Genomic DNA, 23,764 nt, shown 5'->3' on the forward strand with positions numbered 1-23,764 from the left:
TTTAGAGGTAGAAAAATATTGCCTTTTAATCCTGAGCTATGCCGTAACGAAAGCGAAGTTGAAAGCAAACTCATAGTGCAATATTTGCTACCGCAGCTAGGCTATACTCCTGACACCTGGCATCAAGAGGTTGCCGTTGGTAGCATCCGCTTAGATTTTTTAGCATTTGCGGCACAGGTGATTCCCTTTGTCTTAGATGCCAACTCACCCTTGAGTATCGTCATGGAGGCAAAGCATCCCAAACAAAACTTAAATAATCATGTCCCCCGACTCAGGCATTATTTAACCAGCTTGAATGTCAGGTATGGATTATTGACTAATGGGAAAGAGATTAGAATTTATCAAAAATTACAGACTGACATTCAGTTAGTATTTCAGTGTTCTGGGAAAGAAGTTGAGACGAAACTAGAAAATATTAAAAATTTAATTGGTAGAGAGAGTCTGAAAGAAGGAAAGTTAGTAGATAAACCAGAAGTTCAAATAGAAAATAATTCCAATTTTGAAACAAAGAGGAAACATTCAATGAAAACGATTGCAATCTACCACAATAAAGGCGGCGTTGGTAAGACTACTGTTGCAGTCAATCTTGCAGCAGCATTAAGTAAAAAAGGTAAAAGGGTACTGTTAATTGATATAGATTCCCAGGCAAATACTACTTTTGCTACAGGATTAATTAAATTCCAATTTGATGAAGATGATGATTTGCGAGATTCTAATATCTATCATTTATTAGAATCAGGTGATTTTTATTTAATACCTGATATTACTCGAAAATCACATTATTTTAACAATCCTGAATTAGATGTTATTCCTGCACATATTAATTTAATAGAAGGACAGTATAAACTTAATCAAATTGATGCCAGTAAGACTAGGTTAGTTACAAAATTAAAAAAAGTAGAGGAAGAATATGATATTGTTATTATTGATACACCTCCATCCAGAGATTTATATGCGAAAGTTGCGCTTGTCGCTGCTGATTACCTGATAATTCCTTCAGATTTAAAACCATTTGCAAATCAAGGATTATTAAGTGTCAAAAACTTTATTATAGAAGTTAATGAGTTTAGGGAAATGATAGGAAAATCAAACATTATATTAATGGGTATCCTCGCTTCAAAAATATCTACTAATTCTAAATTTTTACAATATACTTTTCCCAAGCAAAGGAGCGTTATTTCAGAACGTTACAATCTACCTTTGATGGAAGCAGTAATTTATGATAGAACCGTGCTATCCGAATGTATGAATCAGACTATAACAGTTGGAGATTTAGAATATCCTGATCCCAAATCTGTTGTGAAATATGCAGAAGAAGTAAAATCAGATGCTCAAAAATCTGCTATGGAATTTGAAATTTTAGCAGATGAAGTGTTAATAGGAATAGGGTTGAAGAAATGATAAATTTCTCTTTAGTAGATGTAAAAAGTATTACTTCTAATGAACCTCGTTCAAATTTTTCAGAGGCTGATTTGGGAAACCTTGCAGACATAATTGTAGAAACTGGAGGAATTATCAGACCATTAGTTGTAAAAGTGACAGGAGTAGAGAGCTATACGGTAGTTGATGGACATTTTGAATATTATGCTGCTGTCATGGCGCGAGAAAAAAATCCTCGGCAAGCTGAAATGGTTAATGCCTTTATCATCTCTCCAAAATTAGAGGATTTAGTAGTAAAGCAAGTTGCATCTCTCAAAGGAATTGATTCTTCTATTGAACAACTAAGATCACAACCTGAAACAACAAAATTAGAACCACGTCTGGCAAATTTAGAACTACGTCTTGAGAAGCAATTCAATGAATTTAAGTCAGAATTTATACAAGAAAGACAGAGAGTAGAAAATCAGTTCAAGCAACTTGAAAACCTTATTCCCCAAAAGGGTGAACAGAATAATCCACTTAGTTTATTGAACTCTTTGGATAAAGATGAATTATCTATAAAGTTACAACGCTCTAGAATTCCTGGGGCAGAAAAACTTGCCAAAGCTATAGAAGATGCTCGACATAAGAAGCCAAAGCAAAAATTTGAACATTACCGTGATGTAGTAAAATCTGTTAAAAACTTGGGTGACAAAACAATTTTGACTATTATTGATGAGTGGTCAAGAAGTTAGTAATTAAGTAAAATAAGTTAATGCAACTAGCAGATCCCCGACTTCTTTAAGAAGTCGGGGATCTTGTTTCTCACGAAAAATTCAGTACAAGGAAAATACTCCAGAGAATTTGTTAGTTGCAAGGTAGAGGTAGCCTAACCGCGCACCTGTCGCAGTGCCTTAAATGCCTTACTTCGCAACCCAACTGGTAACAGAGATAAACCTAAACCAGTCCAAGCTTTAGGAGTTGAAAAAGACTGTCCTGCCAAAACTAGCTCTCTACCTTTTTGCGTTTCACCCTTTTCAATTAAACGCAAACCTAATAATAACTGCGTTTCAGTTAAACGATTTTTTCTGATTGTCTCTATTTTTTCAGAATCAAATTTATAACTTTCTAAATACCGCATTTTATCAAAAAAGTAAGGAATGGCTCGATTGATACCTTGCTGCTCTGCATGAGTGCGATATTCCATCAATAATTCTGGTAAATAATAACCCTTTTTCCCGGCCAAAGCTAGACGCACAAATAAATCATTATCCTCACAATTTTGCAGGTTTGGCTGCATATATCCTAATTCTTGCAAGGTTGTACGGCGAAATAATGTTGCCCCAACTTGAAAGCTTTGGTGAATAAATACAACTTCCAATAAATTATCTACAATACCTGCTGGTAAATTTTTCCTACCCCAGCGATGAGAATTTTCTTGAGTTTTTGCCTCATTACGCACATTATTAATATCAATTATCCAATGATCTGTACCAACAAAATCAATACTAGAGTCTTGAGTAAGAATAGCTGCGGTACTTGCAAGAAAATCGGGTGTTAGCCGATCGTCATCATCAAATTTAATAAAATATTCACCACTGGCAGCATCAAAACCAGAGCGCATATTATTACTTTTACCAATATTTTGGAGATGACGGATATATTTTATTCGTTCATCTGTGTACTGTGACATCAATTCAGGCGTACCATCACTAGAACCGTCATCACAAACAATTAGCTCAAAGTCTTGCTCAGACTGATTGAGTACGCTATCTATAGCATAAGGAAGAAGATGAGCGCGGTTAAAAGTAGGAACACAAACAGTAATTTTAGGCATTTTATATACTAATCACTGGAGAATATAGAGATTTATATGAATTGCTATAGGAATCATATTTGATTATTGAAAAAATATAAGTATCTGTAGGATGTGTTAGACGAAACGTCGTAACGCACCAGAAGCTTGGGATGGTGCATTACGCTACGCTAACGCACCCTACGTATATTTCAAAAATCAAATACTAGTCCTATATAGCGGTTCTCCTTTATGTGAGGTATACCCCTAAGGGCAGGGCATTGCCGTGCCCCTACACCTCGCAGTATTAATCTATATTTAGCGGAGAGTTCTTTGAATCTTATTCATTGTTTTGCTGAAAAACTTATTGGTTTTGGCAATTATACTCAGTGGTTTTAGTTGTTTTGGTCTTTGTTCTGGGTGCTTGAGAAAACGATAGTGTAAAAACTCATTTGCATAACAGATATTAACATCTTGTCCTTGACATAACTGGGCAAAATCACGAGAAGAATAGCTCATATAATGAATGCGATGAATCGGCTTTAAACCTTCTTGATTGTAAAGAACATTATTAATATTGATAAAGGGATCTGCATTAGCACAGTTGCCTGTTCTATCTTCTCCATTGGGACTAAGTGTAAAGTTAAAGAGTGGGCGATCGCAGCGCAAGGTCATATAGTTAAACAAAAAAGCATCATCCCACCATCCATTTCCATTAATCCATTCAACTTCTTTCTGGGTAATTAGTTGCTCCTTCATTATTTCAATTTCTTGTACAGATAATAATCCTTTTTTTGAACCAAAAAAGCTAGAACAATGCAGCTTAGGACGTATATCTGCTTCTGTATAAAGTCCAGTTTTTTCTAAAAGTGGAATATTTAACGCTGCAACACTTTTGTCCTTAATGTGTTCCCAATCATCAAAAACAAAATCGTATTTTTCCAGCCGATCGATTACATTATTGAGTGGCTTCATTGCCAAACTATCACCGTCATAAAATACGAATTTATCAAAAATCCCCTCAAAGGCAACAAACTTTCTTTGCAAATGACTTTTGTACCAACTAGGACGTAATAATTTCGTCTCTTTTTCTCTAGGATGGGCAGCCCAAACCTGATGAGCAAATTCTTCCCAGCGTTGAATTATGTCCCAATTATCAAAGAGGGTTACATTCTTGCGAGTATTAACTTCTTGCCTAACTAAATCTAGTCGCTCGTTATATGGAATAATACAAATAGGAATATCTGCGCTAACATTCACCTCAATGCTGTTTAGCAAAGCTACTAATTGGTCAAAGACTACATCATTAGCAAGGGTGTAAATACCGAAAGAATCCATTTTGATAAATCCTTTTTATCTTTAGTTACTGAGTAACGCAGACAATGTTATTGTTATTGACTGAGATATTATTCCCAAATAACCAGTAATATACACATTTTTACGCTTTGTGCTGAGGGCAAGGAGCAAGCGATTTTGGTTGGTTTAGATGGATACTAACATTCCGCCACTATAATCTTCTCTACGAGACACTGCGCGAATGATAATAAAGCGCCTGCTGCGATCGCTCTTTACCAAAATCAGCAATGCTATAGCAATCCTGAATCAAACGCGCAGAAAATACTGAAGAGAAGATAAGTTAAGTACTATTTGCGACTATAGAGGGGTTTTGGCAATGTGGATGCGTTAGCGAAGCTCACCGTTGGCGAACCCTCTCCAAGAGTTGATATCGCTAACAGAGTTTATCGAAAATAGCCTAGACTTGCTTGCGTGAGGCCAAACGAGCGATGCCTTCGGCAAGGCTTCGCCAACGCAGTCAAGATGTTACTCTCAAGATACAAGCATGAGGCAATTATGCCAATACTAGGCGTTTCATCTGGTTTTATTAGTAAGTGTAAAAAGATATTTTTTCTTCATGGACTTGAGGGTTTAAAGTTAGCACATAAAGGAAGTGTTGGAATTTTTAACCAACAGCAACGTCTAGATATAATCGAATGGCTCTTAACAAAACTAGAGTTTAGACTAAAAGCGATATGAGAGAACGCGAACCAATCCCCTTTTCCACATCCCGTGAAAAGTCAGAACTAGTCTAGCGTCTCAGTGAAATCTATAAATTATCCTATTGTAATTTCAGAAGCAATCTGAATTTGATCGCTTAAAACCGCTTCAATATCTTCTTCGCTAGTGAGTGGATTAGCGATTACTGCACGCAGAGCAATAATCGGAATTTCCTGATCAAAACAGATAGTAGTTTTTGTTGTCCGCGAGATAAAAGTTCTACCGCTTTGGCGCTGGTTTTTCTGGATATTTTCATTAATTTGATTAATTAGTTGATTATCGATTTCGGTCAAATTATTTTTAACTACAAGCTCTCTCAATGACTCTGGAATGTAACGATATATCAGTAGATTAGTATCAGGTTTAGCTAACAACTCAAATTCGGGCATAGTACAAATCCTATTTGCCATATATTGAGTTTTCCGAATTCCTTCATCAATCAAAAATTCATATCCCTTAAGTCCAATCAGATTTAGCCCAGCATGTAAGAATAAAGCCATACCTGGTCGAGAACCTTCTAAAGCACGTTTACCTAAATCAAATGACCCTTTACGCATGGTGTAGCTTGCTTCCTTTTCGATTGCTTTCGCCAGATCAGGATCGCGGAAAAAAACCATCCCAATGCCCATCGGCAGATACATTTGTTTATGTCCATCAATGGTTACTGAATCAGCCCGTTCGATACCAGCAAGTTTATGTCGATGTTGTTCAGAAAAAATGAGTGGCCCACCCCAGGCAGCATCTACATGAAAATGAACTTTAGCTGCTTGTGCAATCTCTGCAATCTCCGCGATCGAATCTACTCCACCTGAATCTGTGGTGCCAGCAACGCCTATAATACCAATAATCAGCAATTTCTGAGCATGACATTCTGCAACAGCTTCGCGTAGTGCTTGTATGTCAACTTGATTATTAGAGTTAGTAGGGATTCTGATCAAACCTTGTATACCAATGCCCATTAAATCCGCAGCTTTATCAAAAGAGAAATGCATCAACTCAGAGCCAATAATTACTGCTCCTTTGTAGCCGTAGAAATCTAGGGCTGCTGTTAAGCCTTCTTTTTCTATGCCACCAAAACCATCTTTTGCTCCCAAAGAAGTATTTCTGGCACACCAGAGGGCTGTAATGTTAGCAGTTGTACCACCAGAAAGCAAGATTCCTAAAGTACTCTGACTGTTTTGAATATGTTGAGCATAGAAATTATCAGAAAAGTTGTAAATCAGTCGATGCATCATTGCTAAAGCCTCTCGTTCACAGAAGCTTAGGGATTTAGCTGTCTCTATTTTAACTGCATTTTGATTCATTGCCGTCATCAGTTTGGCAATAGGAAATACAAAGCTGGGAAGTGCAGAGGTCATATGACCAATAAATCGAGGCGAAGATGTGTGTATTGAATGATCAATAACATTGTTAGTTAAGTATTTGAGATAGCTTTGAAAATTAGCAGGTTTAGTAGGTATTTTGCTATTAGAAAACCTACCTAATAAAGAATCTATTTCAATATCAGTGTTTATATCACTTGTGGTTAAGAAGTTTTGGGATATGTTATCAACTAAACCATCTATATCGTGAAGATTTGCTTTGCCAGATGAAGTAAATACTTCTATTATTTGTTCTTCAATTTCATATTGCAAAGATTGCTCATTTTCCAAAAAGTAATTTTGTTTTTGGATATTTTGTTTGCTTATTGTCATTGTTTGACTTAGATTATTTTGGCTTTTTATGGCATTTTTTAGTGAAGGCTGTCATTTATTTTTTGAACGCTCAATGACTAATTGAGAAACTTGCTACAGCTGATTCACTTTATTGAAATTAAGTGTCTTTTGGCTTTGTTAGTACTCGATGTTGTTGGCTGGCTTGTTTTCGGCGATATATGCTTGCCTACTTTCAGGTCGATGAGAATATTCTGCAAGATATCCTGGTGTGTAAAAGTTAATTGCAAAATAGGATCATCGGTGACATTCTACTACATAATTATTGGTTCGGAATGGAAGTACTTTAAATTTAGATAAGCTAATCGCCATTCATCTTTTTAGATTTATTCTTTTGTAGTAATTGTTTCAGGACTGGTTTGATGCAACTTAAATGCTTATTAGCTTATGTCAATTAGATAGATGTGTTCGCACACTAAATTAAGTTGGCGAGTAACTCTGGCGATCGCTCTTGTTTTTGACGATGAGCAAGCATTATCATCTTCAACGAAGCTGGAGGAAAATTAGCACCACGACGTTGTGGTTTTACTGGTTCTTGTGAAGCTATAGATAGTTGATAGTGTGACAATATTGTTGCCAATACCAGCTTCATTTCAAACATAGCTAAAGCTTCACCAGGACAGCGACGAGTACCTCCACCAAAAGGTAGAAATTCATAAGCAGAGAATTGTTTTTCTAAGAAGCGTTCGGGCTTAAATTCCTGAGGTTGTGGATACAAGTCTTCGCGTTGATGCGTTGAATAAATACCAACTCTTAACAATGTACCTGGACTTAACTCATAGCCCATTACTTCAATTGGAGATTCCACTAGCCTTGGTAATGTAACTAGCTGAGTTGGGTAAAGTCGTAGCGCTTCATTACAGACAGCATTTAAGTAAGGCAATTGAACAATGATCATCGGATCTGGAGATTCACCAAGGCTATCTAGTTCTTGGAGCAATTTCTCATGGACTGTAGGCAGATTATGAGTCCAGTATAATAACCAAGAAATTCCCGTGGCTGCCGCATCTCGACCACCGAGTAGTAATGTGAGGAATAGATCCCGCATATCTTGATTTGTTAGCTGTTCACCCGTTTCATCACGAGCCAATATAAGTTCTGAAAGCAGGTTAGTGGGAAGCATATCTGATTTTTGGCGACGTTCGTTAATTTCTCCATAAACCAAATCATCCAATTGTCGTTGGAGACTAAGAAAGTATCCCCACGGACTCCATCGACCTAAATCCCGTTGTAATGAGGGTAAAGATGCAAAGATTTCCCATAAAGGAGTTCTGGCGAAATTTAGCAAAGCTGGAATTGTTTGTGTAAATTGTTGGTAACGTTCTCCTTCATGCAAACCAGACCAAACTTTTATCAGTACTTCTAGGGTAATAGTTTGAATGGTAGGGAATAGTAAAAAAGATTGACCAATAGCTTGCTTTTTGATGACTGTTTTTGTTAGTTCACAAATTTGCTGTCCGTAGGAATGGATACGCGCACCATGAAAGGCAGGCATTATCAGTTTCCGTCGATGTTGGTGGCGCATTCCATCAAGCAGGAGTAATCCATTGTTCCCTATTAAGGGAGCTACAATTTGTTGTAACTTGCCAGGAGCTGTAATCTCCTTCGTTTTGGTAAAAATCTGCTTAATTCCCTCTGGGTTGCTCACTAAAACTGTCGGTGTATTACCAAAATTTATGGTGCAGATATCGCCATAATCCTTGGCAAGAGTATCCATATAGCCTAAAGGATCAGAGGCGAATTTAATATTGTTTAATAAAGCTGAAGTTTTCGGCCCTTGAGGTAGTTTCATCGCTATTCTGATTCCCAATCCCTATGATTTACTTTGGCTACGAGTCCTAAACCACTCTTCTGCTTTATCCATACTATAGAAAAGTTCGCAATCACATCCAAACAAACGCTTTCCCGCTCCTTTCAAGATTATTCGTTTTAGCAGGGATTCTATACTAGGAGAAGTAACCATAGCTATACCCAAACAATATTTTTCAAGTTCTTTCTTATGTACACGCAGCCACTGACTCTCCATTTTTTCGGCGACTTTTGATTTTCGAGGTTTACCACCCAGGTATTGAAAAGCAAAGCCTATGCGCTCTTGATGATTGATGAGATTTGTAAAGCGAGCCAGATAATTCTGAGTATCTTGTTCAGTCACTTCCTCACCAATTTGGATTACACAATATGACTGTTCTAAGTTTTCGATGATATTGACCATAGAGTTTTTCTCTTTTATCTTACTGTTGATGGCAATCTAATACTCATAGCAAAATATTAGATGATAAAGGTATTCTCAGGTTAATGATTGACGTTATTAGCAAACTTTATTGGTAATGAATTGCTTGCTATTGCTTCCTGAGCGCTGACCCAGCAAAACCATTTTCAAGCCACTGGCAGGAGGAAAGTTAAGAGTATCGCGCTTGGGTCGTTCTGGTTGCTGAGTCGCTAGTTCTAATTGGTATCCTAAAAGAATCTTTGCTAATACTAGTTTCATTTCAAATATGACCAAAGTAGCACCCATACAGTAACGCTCACCAACACCAAAGGGTAAAAATTCGTAGGGAGAGAATTGTTTTTCTAGAAATCGCTCTGGTCTAAATTGCTTGGGATATGGGTATAAATCCTCTCTTTGATGAGTCAGATAAATATTGCCAATTACGACTGTACCAGGACTCAATTCATAGCCCATCAACTCGACTGTTGATTCTACCCGTCGAGGAAAAGTAAATACCTGAGTCGGGTAGAGTCTCAGGGCTTCATTGCAGACAGCACTGAGGTAAGGTAATCGGACGATACTCATAATATCTGGCGACTCTCCCAGACTATCGAGTTCTTGGAGCAATTTCTCACGAACTGCGGGCAGATGATGAGTCCAGTACAAAGACCAGCTAATTGCTGTTGCGGCTGCATCGCGTCCAGCAAACAGAGGTGCAAGAATGAGGTCGTGTATCTCTTCATTACTCAGAGGTTCATTTGCTTCATCCTTGGCTGAAACTAGTAATGAGAGGAGATTGTTGCTAGTAAAATTTTCTTGTTGGCGGCATCTATCAATTTCAGTATAAAGCAATTCCTGTAATCGCTGCTTGATCCGGAGAAAGTATCCCCAAGGACTCCATGAACCAAAATCACGTCGCAGAAACGGTATAGATGCAGATAACTCCCAGAAGGGATACTGTGGACAATTCAGCAAAGAGTGCAGTTCCTTCTCTATTTTTTCGTATTGTTCCCCTTCACGCAAGCCCAACACAGCTGACAAAATTACCTTCAAGGTAAAAATTTTCATTGTGTTGTACGCCGAGAAGGGTTTGCCAATTACCTGTTTACTCATAACCTCATCTGTTAGGTCATAAATATGTTGTCCATAAGCTTGTATTCGCGTACCATGAAAGGCGGGCAACATGATCTGACGTCGATTTTTGTGTTTTAAGCCATCGAGTTGAAGTATTCCTTTTTCTCCTGATGTATGAGCCGCATTTCTGTTTAACTCTCCTGGGGATGCAATATTTTTATTGCTGTAAATCTCTTTAATTCCCTCTGGATGACTAACAAAGACTGTGGGTGCATCAAAAATAAATGACGAGGTGAAGATGTCACCATAAAGTTTACTTGTAGCTTCTAGATACCCAAGAGGGTCAGACATCAATCGAAGAATCTGTAATATAGGAGGAATTTTTGGCCCTTGAGGTGGTTTCATGACTATTATGATTTGGTGATTGGTTTTAGATAAAATCTGGTTAATATTGGATGTATCTTTAACAAGATGTCAAATTTACAAAGAAGAACCAAGCATTCTAGTCATACTAATTATTCTTGTTGAATATTCGTTTGATTGAGATTTAAGTAAAAAATCATAGGAAAAATTGAATATAATTTTTATTTAAATGCAAGTGGCGATCGCTGTTTAATTTCGTTACTGACAAAGACTTGATTAATTAACACGATATCGAGGAGAGTAATCCCGATGCCGATGGCAAACACTCCCTTGTAGCTAACTATCTGCGCTAGCAAACCACTGATAGATGAAGCACCGATGGTACCAAAATAAATGAATGAAGTTTGCACAGTAAAATCTGTGCCAGCAGTTGCTAACTGGCTCTTATCCATGATGATAGTAAATAAAGTAGTACCTGCTGCACCAAGAGTTATTTGCACGCTGATAGCTACTAGGTAAAGTATCGGTAAATTGGTGATGCCAAAGGCTGGTAAAAAGTAAGCAGTCATTGCGATCGCATAAAGCAAGCCAAATAAAATCAGCGATCGCTTCCTTCCTAAAGGTACAATCAAAAAACCAGCAGCGATCGCACCAATGATTCCCGCACCATGACTCACAACTCCCATTAACCAACCGATATCTGCCAAAGATAGCCCAATATCCACCAATAATGGACGAAACATGGTGTTTGCCATATTGCCACCAGCCAAATACAGCGACAAAATCAGCAACCAACTCCATGTTCTGCGATCGCGGTAGGGGTTGATTAGAGTCCTAAAATAACTCTTAACGATCCCCGAAGTCTGCAATTCTTTCACATCCGGTATTTGTTGCTCTTGATGACGCAGTACAGGAATCAGTGCTAACACCACTATTCCCGCCAAAATCAACAGACTCGTTCTCCATCCCCAGTAATTGAGCAAGATCAGCATTCCACCACTGCCAATGATTGCACCAAGATAGTGGCCTGAAGTTTGTATTGCATTCCCTAAACCTCGCTCTTGTGGTTCCAATAATCCCACAGCCAAGGCATCTGTAGCGATATCTTGACTAGAACAAAACAGACACATTAGTAATACACAAACTAACAAACCAGTAAAGTTTGTCTCAATATCAAAAAAGGCACAAACAACCGTCAGAGTAGCAACTAAGAGTTGAAAGCAGATAATCCAAAATCGGTAATGTCCCCAACGAGTAAAGCCATAACGATCGATCAAAGGAGACCACAAAAATTTCAGAATCAACGGTAGAGCTATCAGTGAGAGTAAACCGATGGCATCAAGATTCACTCCCTGTTGACGCAGGAAGACTGGCAAAGCTTGCAAAAGAAACATAATCGGAATGTACTGTGATATGTACAAACTGGCCAGTAATCCTAGCTTATTCAGACTTTGAGTGTTCTTCATTGGAGTGAGATGTATGGTAATGGCTAGAAAAACTGTTGCATAAGATTCTTTTTAGTACACTCTCTTTTTTGGAACCCGGTGTAGGAGGATGACATTTTTATCACCCAGTATAAAAATCTCCTTCGCCTATTTTCAAGACAGGAAAGTAGATATCTGGCGAACAAAGTCTGATGACAGCCAAAATTTAAATTTAGTCAACCTTAAGTAAGTATCATACAGCTTAAGTGAGTTTATTGATAGTCTTTCTCAATTCTTTACTCAATTCTTGAATATGCGTGTCATTAAACATCGAAAAATGGTTGCCAGGAACCTCAATCACCTCAATTTGTTGGACAGAACATTTGCCCCAACCTAACAACGGGTCATCACTGTACAACTCTGGACTTTGAAAATCGTGTGGAATTGTCTCTTTAGCTTTAAACAGAGTAATTTTATTAGCATAGACTTGCGGGACATAATCTCGCATAGCTTGGGCATGATTCCTGAAAAGTCTGTAACTACAAAAGTGTTGCTGCATTTCTGAGTCACTGATGATCTGAAGTCGTTTTAACAAGAGCTTGAATTGTTCATCTGGTGACAGTGGTAGGACTTGTTCATAGGAGATTGCCAAATCTATACCAAATAAGTATTTTATCGACTCGGCTGCACGAACTATGTATTTGGCATCATCATCATCTGCTGGTTGGATTGGACTGTCTGGGTCTGGTATTATGGCATCAAACACGGCAAGTAAACTTATTGTCTGGCCTTGCCTTTGTAGTTGTTGCGCCATCTCGAAGGCAACGATCGCACCGTAACACCAACCCCCTAAAAGATAAGGCCCGAATGGCTGTACGGTACGAATTGCTTCTAAATAAGCACTAGCTGTCTGTTCTATAGAAATAACTTCCGGCGGCTGCTGGACAGGGTTTTGTTCCAGAGCGTAAAATGGCTGTTCTGCATCCAGTCCACTGGCTAAGTTTGGATAGGTGATGATAGTACCTCCAGCTGGATGTACGCAAAAGAAAGGATTTTTGCTACCTGAAGACCGAATTGTGACTAGAGGAGAACCGGAACCTGAGCCAAATTGTTGTCGGATAGTCTTAGCTAACTGCTCAATTGTTGCACCTTGGAAAAGGGCAGACAAAGAAAGTTTTTGCCCAAAACGCTCGTTAACTTGAGCCATTAAACGTGCTGCTAACAGCGAATGACCACCCAAGTCAAAAAAGTTGGCTGTGACACCGATCGGATTTATCTGGAGGAGATTTTCCCAAATCTGCGCCAGAGTAAATTCCCAATGATCGCGGGGAGCAACAAAGGATGCAGTAGAGTTGGGTTGAACATCATCTAGGGATAAAAGCGATCGCCTATCCACTTTCCCACTCGGTGTTAGCGGGAGTGCATCTAAAATCGCTAAGGCTGACGGGATCATGTAATCTGGCAAGTTCTCTTTCAGGTAACTTTGCAGCGAGGGGATTAAGTTTTGTTCGGTTGTCACTATATATGCCACAAGATAGTCACCACCTTGAGTATGATTGCGGACAATGACAGCCGCTTGTTGAACAGCAGGATGTTGAGCGATCGCCGCTTCAATTTCCCCTAGTTCAATCCGAAAACCCCTAATTTTTACTTGATTGTCACTGCGTCCTAAATACTCAAGTTCACCATTATTTAAATAACGTACTAAATCACCAGTTTTGTAGAGCTTATTTCCTGGTATAAAGGGGTGATCGATAAACCGTTCTTGGTTGAGTTCTGGACGCTGCCAATAACCTCTTGATAAAGGAACTCCACTAATATATAGTTCACCGAAAACTCCTACTGGAGTAGGCTGTAAATGACGATCTAACACATAAACCTGTGTATTATTTATCGGACGACCAATGAAAACGCTAGTTGCTTTCTCTGGTAATAAACTTGTGTCACAGCAAATGACATTGGCAGAAACTTCAGATAAACCATAAAAGTTGAGTAGTTTTGCCGACGGCATCAATTCATAGAAAGTTTGTGTTAAGGAAAGAGGCGCTGCTTCTCCACTTGTAGTCCAAATTTTGAGGTGCGAAAGATTTTTAGTTTGCTCACTGTAACTTTCTAAAAATAGCCGCAGCAATGATGGCACAAGTATAATGCGCGTCACTTTATATTGAGCAAGGGTTTCTAGAAAAAGGCGAGTATCCTTGACAATCGCATCAGGGATAATTACTGCTGGCAGCCCTTGGATTAAAGGGCTGAAAATCTCCCAGAGAGAATCTGCAAAACTAATGGCGGTCTTATGACAAGCAATTTCATCAGCTGCAGGTGGGTAAGTTTCCCATAGCCAGTTCAAACCATTGACTGTACCTCTATGAGTGCCAAGGACACCTTTGGGAGTTCCCGTAGAACCTGAAGTATAGAGTATGTATGCTAGATGATCTGGTGTTGTATTGCTAACAGGATTTTCAACAGATTCTTGTGCCAGAATATCTTGATGAACATCTAGACAAACAGTTCTAGCCGGTGTTATGGCAGATTTAGTCAGATTTTCTAATATTTTTTGTTGGGTTATTAATAGATTTGCTTGGCAATCAGCAAGCATGAAAGCTAGACGATTACTAGGGTAATTTGGGTCAAGCGGAACGTAAGCACCACCAGCTTTAAAAATAGCTAGAATTGCAATAACGAATTCGATGGAACGTTCTAGAAAAATGGCGACGCGGGTTTCTGTAGTGACTCCTAACTTTTGTAAGTAATGTGCAAGTTGGTTGGCTCTTTGGTTTAGCTGTTCAAAGGTTATCTGTTCTGATTGATCGATTAACGCCAAAGCATGAGGTGATTGTTTAACTTGCTGTTCAAATAATTCATGCAGAGTCGCTTGAGGATAATTTTTTATAGTATTATTCCACCTGATTAATATTTGCTCTTGTTCATTAGCAGTTAATAAAGGTAGTTCAGAAATACGCTGATTTGGTTCGAGAACAATGTTTTCTAATAAAGTTTGAAAATTGGCGACTAATCGGGCAATAGTTGCCGAGTCAAATAAATCAGTATTGTACTCTAAAAATCCACTTAATTCCTGCTCATATTCGGCTATTGACAACAGTATATCAAGCATTGCTGTGCCATTATCTACATCCAAAGGACTCAAGGTTAAACCAGAAACCTCGTGTGCTGGCATTGGGATATTTTGCAGGACAAACATCACCTGAAACAGGGGATTGATTCTTAAATCTCGCTTTGGTCGTAATTCCTCCACCAGTTTCTCGAAAGGTAAATCTTGATGGCCATAAGCACCAAGAGTCACTTCGCGTACCCGACTTAAAAGTTCACGAAAGTTAGGCTTATTACTTAAGTCGGTACGTATAATCAATGTATTGACAAAAAAGCCAAGCATTCCTTCAAATTCAGGACGATTGCGGTTAGCAATTGGCGTACCGATGAGGATATCTTCTTGTTGTGTATAGCGGTAAAGTAATGTGTTAAAAGCTGCCAGCAGAGTCATGAATAAAGAAGCTTCTTCTTGTTTGCTAAATTTGTTGAGTGCTGCTGTTAATTTTTTAGAAAGTTTAAAGTAGTGTTTTTTACCTACAAAAGTAGCGACATTAGGTCGTGGATGATCCGTTGGCAGCCGAAGTACAGGTAATTCTCCCCCTAGTTGTTGCTTCCAGTAACTTAGTTGCGTTTTCAACAGTTCACCTTGCAAGCGATCGCGCTGCCAAACTGCAAAGTCCCCATACTGAATCGGAAGTTCCGGTAACGGTGAGGGTAAGCCTTTAGTAAATGCAGCATATAGCGTTGCTAATTCCTGTACAAATACACCAATAGACCAGCCATCTGAAACAGTGTGGTGCATATTCAACAGGAAAATATGCTCTTGTTCATTGACTCGCAGTAAAGTTGCTCTGACAAGTGGTACTTTAGTTAAATCAAAAGGTTTTTGAGTTTCTTCAACTGCTAGTCGCTGAAGTTCCACTTCCCAATTTTTGCCAGATAAATGCTCAAGACTTATAAGAGGTAAATCCCAGGATAACTCAGCTATAATTACCTGCACTGGCTCCCGATCTATTTCGACAAAAATCGTGCGCCATGCTTCATGTCGCCTGATAATTTCGTTGAGACTTTGTTGGAAAGCTGTGATATTCAGTTTACCTTTTAAATGAATAGCACCTACTATATTGTAAAAATAACTACCATCATAGAGTTGGTCAATAAACCATAATCGTTGCTGGGGAAAAGATAATGGAGCAGAGTCTGAATTAGAGCGTTTAGGAATAGTCTGTACTTTAAATTCTCCTGCCTTCAATTTTTGTAGCAGGGCTTGTTTAGCAGATGATAAATTAGAGTATTGCTTATCCATATTTTGATTCTCTGAATTTTGATTTTCTGAAGTTTTGATCTAAGAGGGTGTTTGAAAAGTGGTTAGCTGTGATTTTAATCGAATTATTACCCCCCTTAATCCCCCCTTATAAAGGGGGGAAACAAGAAAATTCGGTTCCCTCCCCTTTATAAGGGGAGGGTTAGGGTGGGGTAAAAAATATTTGACACATCAATCATGACTTTTCAAACATCCTCTAAATAAACCTGAGTTAAAACTTTTCTCTGAATGACGCTCAATTAATTAGCTAAAAGAGATTTTATTTCTTCTTCAGATAATTCTGTAATTTTTTCGAGGAGAAGTTGGTCTAACATTTCTGCTTGTTGAGCTACAGTGGCAGCTTGAAATAAAATTTTTTCCATTGATAACTCTACAGGAAAAGTTGTTTGCAAACGTGAAAATATTCTCGTGGCAATTAAAGAATCTCCTCCCAATTCAAAGAAATCATCATTAATACCAATTTCTTTTACACCAAGAACTTCTTGCCACATTTCGGCAATTTGAATTTCTAACTCGCTATTTGGTGCAACATAAGGATTACCAAGGTTTAATCGAGAGTAGCGTTGACTAGAAGATGTTTTGTCAGTTTCAGTAATATCTGGTTTTTGATCATCGAGGGCAGAGAAGGATCGTGGTTTGCTATCAATCCAATAACGCTGACGCTCAAAGGGATAAGTGGGTAGAGGCAGACGACTACGCTTTTCGTGGGCATAAAAACCCGACCAATCTATCTCTATGCCAGCCATCCAAAGTCGCCCCAATGTATTTAATAAAAAGGCAACATCTGAGTGTTGTTCTTTAGGGTGACGCAAGGAAGAAAGCACAAGCTGTTTTGCATTAGGCTCTAAATGCCGTTTGGTCAACGTACTTAGCGATCGCCCTGGGCCAACTTCTATTAAAATGCTTTCAGACTGTTGCAACAATTCGGAAACTCCCAAAGAAAACCTCACGGGTTGCCGCAGATGCTGCGCCCAGTAATCGGGATTGGTAGCTTCATCGGCAGTAATCCACGTACCAGTCAGGTTAGAGATGTAAGGAATTTGCGGGGGATGAAGCTGTACCTGTTGCAAACACTGTGTAAATTTTTGTACAACTGGCTCCATCATCACTGAATGGAAGGCATGAGAGGTAAAAAGAGGCTGAGTATCTATGCCTTGTGCTGCCAATTGCTGTTGTAGTGCTTCAATTGCCGATGTGGAACCGGAAACAACGCAGGACGACAAACTGTTGACAGCAGCTAGAGAAAGTTGTTGACCTAACAGTGGTTGTACTTGTTGCTCTGTTAGGGGGACTGCCAACATACTTCCACTTGGCATCTGTTGCATCAATTCACCTCTGATGGCGACTACAGCCAAAGCATCTTCTAGGGAAAATACACCTGCGATCGCCGCAGCGACATATTCCCCGATACTGTGACCAATCATTGCTACAGGGCGGATTCCCCATGACATCCATAACTGCGCTAGAGCATACTCAATTACAAATAGGGCAGGTTGAGCAAGTGCAGTTTGTTGTAGTTGCTGTGTGGCAAGTTCTATTCGGGCAACGCTAGGGTAAAGAATATGACGGAGGTCAACTCCTAAGTGAGGTAAGAGAATCTCTGCACACTTGTCTATTTGCTCTCTGAATGTTGGCTCAAATTCATAGAGTTCACGCCCCATATTCACGTATTGCGAACCTTGCCCAGAAAACATGAAGGCGATCGGGTGCAGGATGGGCTTTTGGTAGTGAGTCAATACTCGTTGTGAGCTTTCTGCCAGCGCTGATACAGCATCTTTCATGTCTTGGCAGACTACGAAGCGATGATGATCGAAAGTCCGACGACCTAGTTGAAGGGTATAGGCCACATCAGCTAAATCTAAGTGAGGATATTGCTGGATGTGGCTTTTCAAATTTTCAGTTGCCACTTCTAGGGCTGAGTTGGTTTTGGCTGAAATGACTAACAACTGCCAAGGCCGAGACTTTTCCGACAGCTTTTGTACTGGTGCTTCTTCCAGAACGACATGAGCATTAGTACCGCCAAAGCCAAAGGAACTAACACCAGCCCGGCGCGGTGTACCATTGGTTTTCCACTCAGAAAGTTTGGTATTGACGTAGAAAGGACTGTCCTCGAAGCCGATTTTCGGATTGGGTGTTTTAAAGTGTAGGTTAGGCGGAATAACTTGATGTTTGAGTGCCAAAACGGTTTTAATTAGACCTGCTACACCCGAAGCTGTATTTAAATGACCAACATTTGTCTTAACTGAACCAATGGCACAAAAACCCCTTTTTTGAGTACTAGCATTAAATACTTTCTTCAAGGCACTAATTTCTATAGGATCGCCCAAGATAGTACCAGTTCCGTGGGTTTCGATATAGCTAATTGTTTCTGGGTTAAGATTAGCGATCGCCTGAGCCTCAGCAATGACTTTCGCTTGTCCACTACTACTAGGAGCGGTAAAGCCTACTTTTGCTGAACCATCATTATTTATAGCTGAACCTTTGATCACAGCATAAATACAGTCTCCCTCTGCTAGAGCATCTTCTAGTCTTTTGAGTACAACAATACCGACTCCATTGCCCATAATTGTCCCTTGAGCATTAGCATCAAAAGCGCGGCAGTGACCATCAGGAGAAGCCATCCCTTCTTTTATATACAAATAACCTAGTTGCTGCGGAACTTGGATCGAAACCCCGCCCGCCAGTGCCATATCACACTCATAGTTCAATAATCCTCGACAGGCAATGTGAACTGCTACTAATGAGGTAGAGCAAGTTGTACTAACGTTGAGACTCGGCCCTTTAAGATTTAACTTGTAGGAAACTCGTGTAGGTATATAGTCTTTGTCATTACTAGCAGGAAATTGCCTACTCAAAGATTCCAGGGTGTAAAAATTGGTTAATAACAAGTTCTCTATTAGGTATGTACTGAGGCTTCCTCCTGCATAAACACCTATCCATCCTTTGTAGGCTTCAGAATCATAGCCTGCATTTTCTAGGGCTTCCCAAGCACACTCCAAAAAAATACGTTGTTGTGGATCTGTCGCCTCAGCTTCTTTAGGTGAGAAACCGAAAAAGGAAGCATCAAACATTTCAATATCAGAAATTGGTGCGCCAGCTTTCACATAGCTAGGATTATTTACTAAAGCTTCGTCTACACCCAAAGCCAGCAATTCCTCATCACTGAAAAAGGAAATACACTCCCGTCCAGCGCACAAATTTTGCCAATACTCATCGACATTTTTAGCTCCTGGAAAACGACCAGCCATGCCGATAATAGCTATGCCTTTGGGGTTATTCACGGGCTTTTCTCCTTTTTTCAATCAGTTGTGCGTCTTGGGCGATCGCTTTTTGCAGCTTTTCGGCACGTTCATTAATTGGTTGAGATACCGATTCTTGAGTCTGGTCTTTGCTGAGATATTGAGCTAAGGCAGTAATTGTTGAATACTCGAAGGCATCATTAATTGAGAAGTTGATGTTTAATCTTTTTTGGAGTTTGCTACGAACTTGGACTATCAAAAGAGAATCTCCACCCAAATCAAAGAAATTGTCATAGCGTCCAACTTCATTAATACCCAGAACCTCTTGCCAAACTTTAGCGATCGCCTGTTCAATTTCATTTTTAGGTGCTACATATTCATTTTTCAGCTTAGGTCGTGAATATGTCTGTTGAACTGGTTGAGGTAAATTAGCTTTCTCGAAAATCTCGATTAAATTTTCTTGATTATAAGTATTATGTCGCTCGCGCCAACTCAGAAAATCATTAGTCCATATTAAAACCTGTGGCAGTGTACTTCCTAATATTCTGCTAAAAATCTCAATAGTTTCTGATGGTGATAACCCATCTTCTCTAAAAAAGTCTGTGTTAAGTTTGTTATTTAGTGGAAGCAAGTCAACACTATTCGAGTCAGGAGTTGCCAGAAAAGCCGCAGTTTTTCTGGCTGTTAGTTCTACTTTGCTTTCTTTATACACAAGTGTTTTTAAAGAGTCTCTTTCCTGTAAAGAAACTACAATCTTACCGATATGTTTCCCTCCAGCCATATATTCAAAAGCATCAGCTACCTTTGTAATGGGAAACACTCGATGGGGAAGATTCGGGAAATTTCCTTCCTCGAAGAATTCTACAACTTCCTTACACCAATCAATGTGTTTAAAGTCTTCCATATCTGGATGGATAGCAAAGAAGCTTAAATTTTTCTCAAAAGGTCTTAGTCCTAATTGAGTATTATTCAAGATATCCTTTTGACCAATTTCTAAAAAGCGTCCATTGCGTGCCAAAATAGCAAGACTCTTAGGGATGAATTCTCCACCTAATGAATTCAAAACTACGTTTACTCCCTTACCATCAGTCAGTCGCATGACTTCATCAGCAAAAGCAACAGACCTGGAATCCATAACGTGCTTAATACCCTTTGAGCGCAGAAATTCCCGTTTTTCTGCGTTACCTGCTGTGGCAAAGATTTCTGCGCCAACCCACTGGGCAATCTCGACGGCTGCCATTCCCACACCACCAGCAGCAGAATGAATCAAAATACTTTCACCCTTGCACAGTCTGCCCACTTTCATCAAAGAATAGTAAGCTGTCCCAAAAGCAACGGGAATTGTTGCTGCTTCTTCTAAAGTGAGATGTTTTGGTTTGAGTGCCACTAAATTAGCAGTAGTTGTCATAAATCGGCTCAAACTAGAACTGCCAATGGCAATTACTTCATCTCCAATTTCAAAACCATTAACTCCTTCTCCAAGAGAGACTATTTTGCCAGCACATTCAAGACCGAACTCGTAAACAAAATTAGTTGGAGTTGGAAACAAACCCATCGCTACCAATACTTCTTGGAAGTTAAGACCAACCGCAGCTACTTCAATTTCAACTTCGCTAGGTTTTGGTTTTTTACGAGTGGTAGGTTGAAACTTCAAAGTTTCTAAAACCCCAGGAGAGAAAATTCTTAACTGAAAATTCTCACTTTCTGAGATAGCTGGGATGATTTCTCTAGAGACTTGAGATTGCTCAATTTCTGGATTAATTTTCTTCAGGGTATATTCTTCAATTTCAACAAGTTCATTTCCTTCAATATCTAAGATAGAGATATTAAAGCTGAGAGTATCTTGTTCTGAATTATTCTTCTCTACCAATCTGGCATAACTATATACTCTAGACGCAATTGAATTATGAATTGTCAGTCTTTTGTATGAGAATGGGAGGTAATGATTTTTATTTGATAATTGCCTGCTTAAAAAACCAGTAGCTGCATCTAATAGCGCTGGATGCAACTTATAATTATTCAGGTCATCTATAAAACTTCTTGACAATTCTAAGAGTGCTAATCCCTGATTATTCCCGAAGTTTATTTGCTGTAAGTTTTGCCATCTTAATCCAAATTCTAGATTTTTTGATTGAGTTTGATAATTTAGCTCAGAAACAATTATTTCCTGTTGATGGCAGTTATCTAAAATTTCGGAGATTGCATATTTTTTAGGTGATTCTGGCTGAGTCCAAACGATTTCTCCTCTGGCGTGTTCTGTCCATTGCTCTATGGTTGATTCTACTCGGCTAATAATTACGAATTCAAAGCCATATTCTTGCTTATTTAAGAGAGTACGAACTTCCTTTTCTGTGTGTTCTTCTACTACTAATGGTTTGAAAAAAGTAACTTCCCGCAGTTCTATTGTTCTATTTTGAGTGTGGTTTTCGCAAGCAGCTACGGCCAACTCTAGATAAGCTGTTCCCGGAAGTGTAGCTTTGCCCATAAGCTTGTGTTCATTAAGAACCCAGTGCTTAATAGAACTCAAGTGAGAAATATATATCTCTTGGTTTGAGTCTTTAATTAAACAGCTATCTATCAGAGGGTGGCTAACTGCTTTTGATTGAGCTTGGAAAATCTTTTGGATATGTTTTGTCCCTTCAAAACCCATCCCACCTTCTTGCCAACCATACAAGTTTATAGAAACAGTAAATTGTTTATCTATGGAGGTTTTGTAATGGGCAAAACTATCAATAAAATTATTAGCACCAGTATATGCTACCTGACCAGGTAATGGTGCGATCGCAGCCATTGAAGAACAAAGAATTAAGAAATCTAACTCAGCATCTTTGAAGAGGATATCGAGAACTAGTGTACCCTTAACTTTCGCTTCCAAAACACTTTTTATCTGGTCTATAGTTTTTCGCTGAATTGAGCTATCACCCAGAATTCCTGCGGTGTGGATTACACCATTAATTTGTCCAAATTGCCCTTGAGCTTGAGCAATTAATTCTTGCATTTGTTGGAGGTTAGCAACATCAGCACTAGCTACTAAAACCTCAGAGCCTAATTTTTCTAGTTCCTGTACTTTGCGAATCTTGCGACTAATGTCGTCATTGTCATCGTGAGTTGCTAGCCATTCAGTCCAATCTTGTCGAAGAGGAAAAGCTGAACGCCCTATTAGTATCAGTTTAGCTTGAAAAGTTTTGGCTAGATGTGGTGCAAGCAATTCTAGTCCCAGATATCCGAGTCCACCACTAATCAAGTAAACTCCACCTTGTTTTAAGCGTGGTATTTCTTTGACATCTTTATCTAAACGGACAGACTCAAAAGTTTGTACCCAACGATGAACACCACGATGGGCAATAATTTCATCAGAAGTATTAGCACTAGTTTCGTTGAGCAGTTGCTCTATAAGTTTTTCTTCTTTCCAACTACCTGAAGCTGGGAGAACAATATCAATACTACGGCAACGGATATTAGGATACTCACGCGGAATCACCTTAACGGCTCCGAGTAAAGTTGCCTTTTCTGGGTTGAGCATTTCTTCTCCAGTTAATGCTTGCATCCCATTAGAAATCACCACGATTTCCAACTCATTTGTGAGATTTTGCTTGCCTATTGCCTGGACAAGAAGTATTAGACTATATAAACCTTGTTCTTGAGCTTTTTCATAGTTATCAAGTCTTGAATCTGAGTAACTTGGCGGTGTAATACTCCATAAATGGGCAATTCTTTTTGGAATTAAACCTAGTGTGCGAAGTTCATTGAGTAAAGCGTCGTAATCATCCCGATTTTGCGGATTGATAGTATACAGATGTTGTCCAGCTTCGCTATTTTTATTAAATCGTTTCCCAAGTTTGATAGTAACTACATCTTGTCCTACTAATGCCAGTTGCTTGACTAATTCGCTACCTATGCCACACTCATCAACAAACACTAACGAGCATCCCAACTGAGCAACCCCTAACTGAGAAGTTTTAGGCAGAGGTGAACGTTTCCACGAAGGAATGTAGAACCAATCGGCAATGTCTAGCTTTTTGTCTAATGAGAATTGAGCTTGTTGTTTGAGAGTTGTGGTAAATGCAGGCGGTACAGTTTTATTCTCTAAAGTTGCAGCCTGAGCTACTATTACATGATGTCCAAAAACTTCAGTTGCGGAAAAAGCTTCTACTTCGATAAA

At 39.1% G+C, this 23,764-nt stretch carries 12 protein-coding genes; 2 read left to right on the plus strand and 10 right to left on the minus strand.

Annotation, left to right across the window (positions count from 1 at the left end; translation table 11 throughout):
• Positions 1-18 precede the first annotated feature (18 nt).
• On the plus strand, positions 19-1,401 hold the full coding sequence (locus tag V7K38_RS14955) for an AAA family ATPase (RefSeq protein WP_334858881.1): 1,383 nt from the start codon (positions 19-21) through the stop codon (positions 1,399-1,401).
• Positions 1,398-2,114, plus strand: a complete 717-nt coding sequence (locus V7K38_RS14960; protein WP_334858882.1) for a ParB N-terminal domain-containing protein — start codon at positions 1,398-1,400, stop codon at positions 2,112-2,114. Before V7K38_RS14955 ends, V7K38_RS14960 begins: the two co-directional genes overlap by 4 nt.
• A 134-nt stretch (positions 2,115-2,248) precedes the next feature.
• Here V7K38_RS14960 and V7K38_RS14965 read toward each other — a convergent pair whose 3' ends face one another.
• The 10 genes from V7K38_RS14965 to V7K38_RS15015 form a co-directional block, all read right to left on the minus strand.
• Positions 2,249-3,196, minus strand: a complete 948-nt coding sequence (locus V7K38_RS14965) for a glycosyltransferase family 2 protein (protein ID WP_334858884.1) — start codon at positions 3,194-3,196, stop codon at positions 2,249-2,251.
• A gap of 276 nt (positions 3,197-3,472) precedes the next feature.
• Positions 3,473-4,492, minus strand: coding sequence for an Npun_R2821/Npun_R2822 family protein (locus V7K38_RS14970; protein WP_334858886.1), 1,020 nt, complete (start codon positions 4,490-4,492; stop codon positions 3,473-3,475).
• A 773-nt stretch (positions 4,493-5,265) separates the two neighbouring features.
• The gene (gene panP, locus V7K38_RS14980) at positions 5,266-6,903 is read right to left on the minus strand and encodes a pyridoxal-dependent aspartate 1-decarboxylase PanP (protein WP_334858888.1); all 1,638 of its coding nucleotides are present in this window, start codon (positions 6,901-6,903) and stop codon (positions 5,266-5,268) included.
• A gap of 433 nt (positions 6,904-7,336) precedes the next feature.
• Entirely contained in the window at positions 7,337-8,713 is a 1,377-nt protein-coding gene (locus V7K38_RS14985) for a cytochrome P450 (protein ID WP_334858890.1), read from the minus strand.
• A gap of 21 nt (positions 8,714-8,734) precedes the next feature.
• The gene (locus V7K38_RS14990; RefSeq protein ID WP_334858892.1) at positions 8,735-9,133 is read right to left on the minus strand and encodes a hypothetical protein; all 399 of its coding nucleotides are present in this window, start codon (positions 9,131-9,133) and stop codon (positions 8,735-8,737) included.
• A gap of 96 nt (positions 9,134-9,229) precedes the next feature.
• Positions 9,230-10,609 (minus strand): cytochrome P450, encoded by a 1,380-nt coding sequence (locus V7K38_RS14995; protein WP_334858893.1) that lies wholly within the window; start codon positions 10,607-10,609, stop codon positions 9,230-9,232.
• A gap of 179 nt (positions 10,610-10,788) precedes the next feature.
• Positions 10,789-12,033 carry an MFS transporter gene (locus V7K38_RS15000; RefSeq protein WP_334858895.1) on the minus strand — a complete coding sequence of 415 codons (1,245 nt, stop codon included), beginning with the start codon at positions 12,031-12,033 and terminating at the stop codon, positions 10,789-10,791.
• Positions 12,034-12,253: 220 nt separating this feature from the next.
• Positions 12,254-16,345 (minus strand): amino acid adenylation domain-containing protein, encoded by a 4,092-nt coding sequence (locus V7K38_RS15005; RefSeq protein ID WP_334858896.1) that lies wholly within the window; start codon positions 16,343-16,345, stop codon positions 12,254-12,256.
• 257 nt (positions 16,346-16,602) lie between these two features.
• Entirely contained in the window at positions 16,603-19,665 is a 3,063-nt protein-coding gene (locus tag V7K38_RS15010; RefSeq protein ID WP_442940773.1) for a beta-ketoacyl synthase N-terminal-like domain-containing protein, read from the minus strand.
• Complete coding sequence (locus V7K38_RS15015; RefSeq protein WP_442940774.1) at positions 19,637-23,761, minus strand: SDR family oxidoreductase; 4,125 nt, start codon at positions 23,759-23,761, stop codon at positions 19,637-19,639. Before V7K38_RS15015 ends, V7K38_RS15010 begins: the two co-directional genes overlap by 29 nt.
• Positions 23,762-23,764: the final 3 nt, after the last annotated feature.

This window comes from Nostoc sp., from assembly GCF_036917465.1.
Taxonomy (GTDB): Bacteria; Cyanobacteriota; Cyanobacteriia; order Cyanobacteriales; family Nostocaceae; genus Nostoc.

Excerpts from the sequence above, each read along its gene's own strand:
- V7K38_RS14965 (WP_334858884.1), bottom strand. The coding sequence starts at position 3,196 with ATGCCTAAAATTACTGTTTGTGTTCCTACTTTTAACCGCGCTCATCTT.
- V7K38_RS14970 (WP_334858886.1), bottom strand. The coding sequence starts at position 4,492 with ATGGATTCTTTCGGTATTTACACCCTTGCTAATGATGTAGTCTTTGAC.
- V7K38_RS14985 (WP_334858890.1), bottom strand. The coding sequence starts at position 8,713 with ATGAAACTACCTCAAGGGCCGAAAACTTCAGCTTTATTAAACAATATT.
- V7K38_RS14990 (WP_334858892.1), bottom strand. The coding sequence starts at position 9,133 with ATGGTCAATATCATCGAAAACTTAGAACAGTCATATTGTGTAATCCAA.
- V7K38_RS15005 (WP_334858896.1), bottom strand. The coding sequence starts at position 16,345 with ATGGATAAGCAATACTCTAATTTATCATCTGCTAAACAAGCCCTGCTA.
- V7K38_RS14960 (WP_334858882.1), top strand. The coding sequence starts at position 1,398 with ATGATAAATTTCTCTTTAGTAGATGTAAAAAGTATTACTTCTAATGAA.
- V7K38_RS15000 (WP_334858895.1), bottom strand. The coding sequence starts at position 12,033 with ATGAAGAACACTCAAAGTCTGAATAAGCTAGGATTACTGGCCAGTTTG.
- panP (WP_334858888.1), bottom strand. The coding sequence starts at position 6,903 with ATGACAATAAGCAAACAAAATATCCAAAAACAAAATTACTTTTTGGAA.
- V7K38_RS14995 (WP_334858893.1), bottom strand. The coding sequence starts at position 10,609 with ATGAAACCACCTCAAGGGCCAAAAATTCCTCCTATATTACAGATTCTT.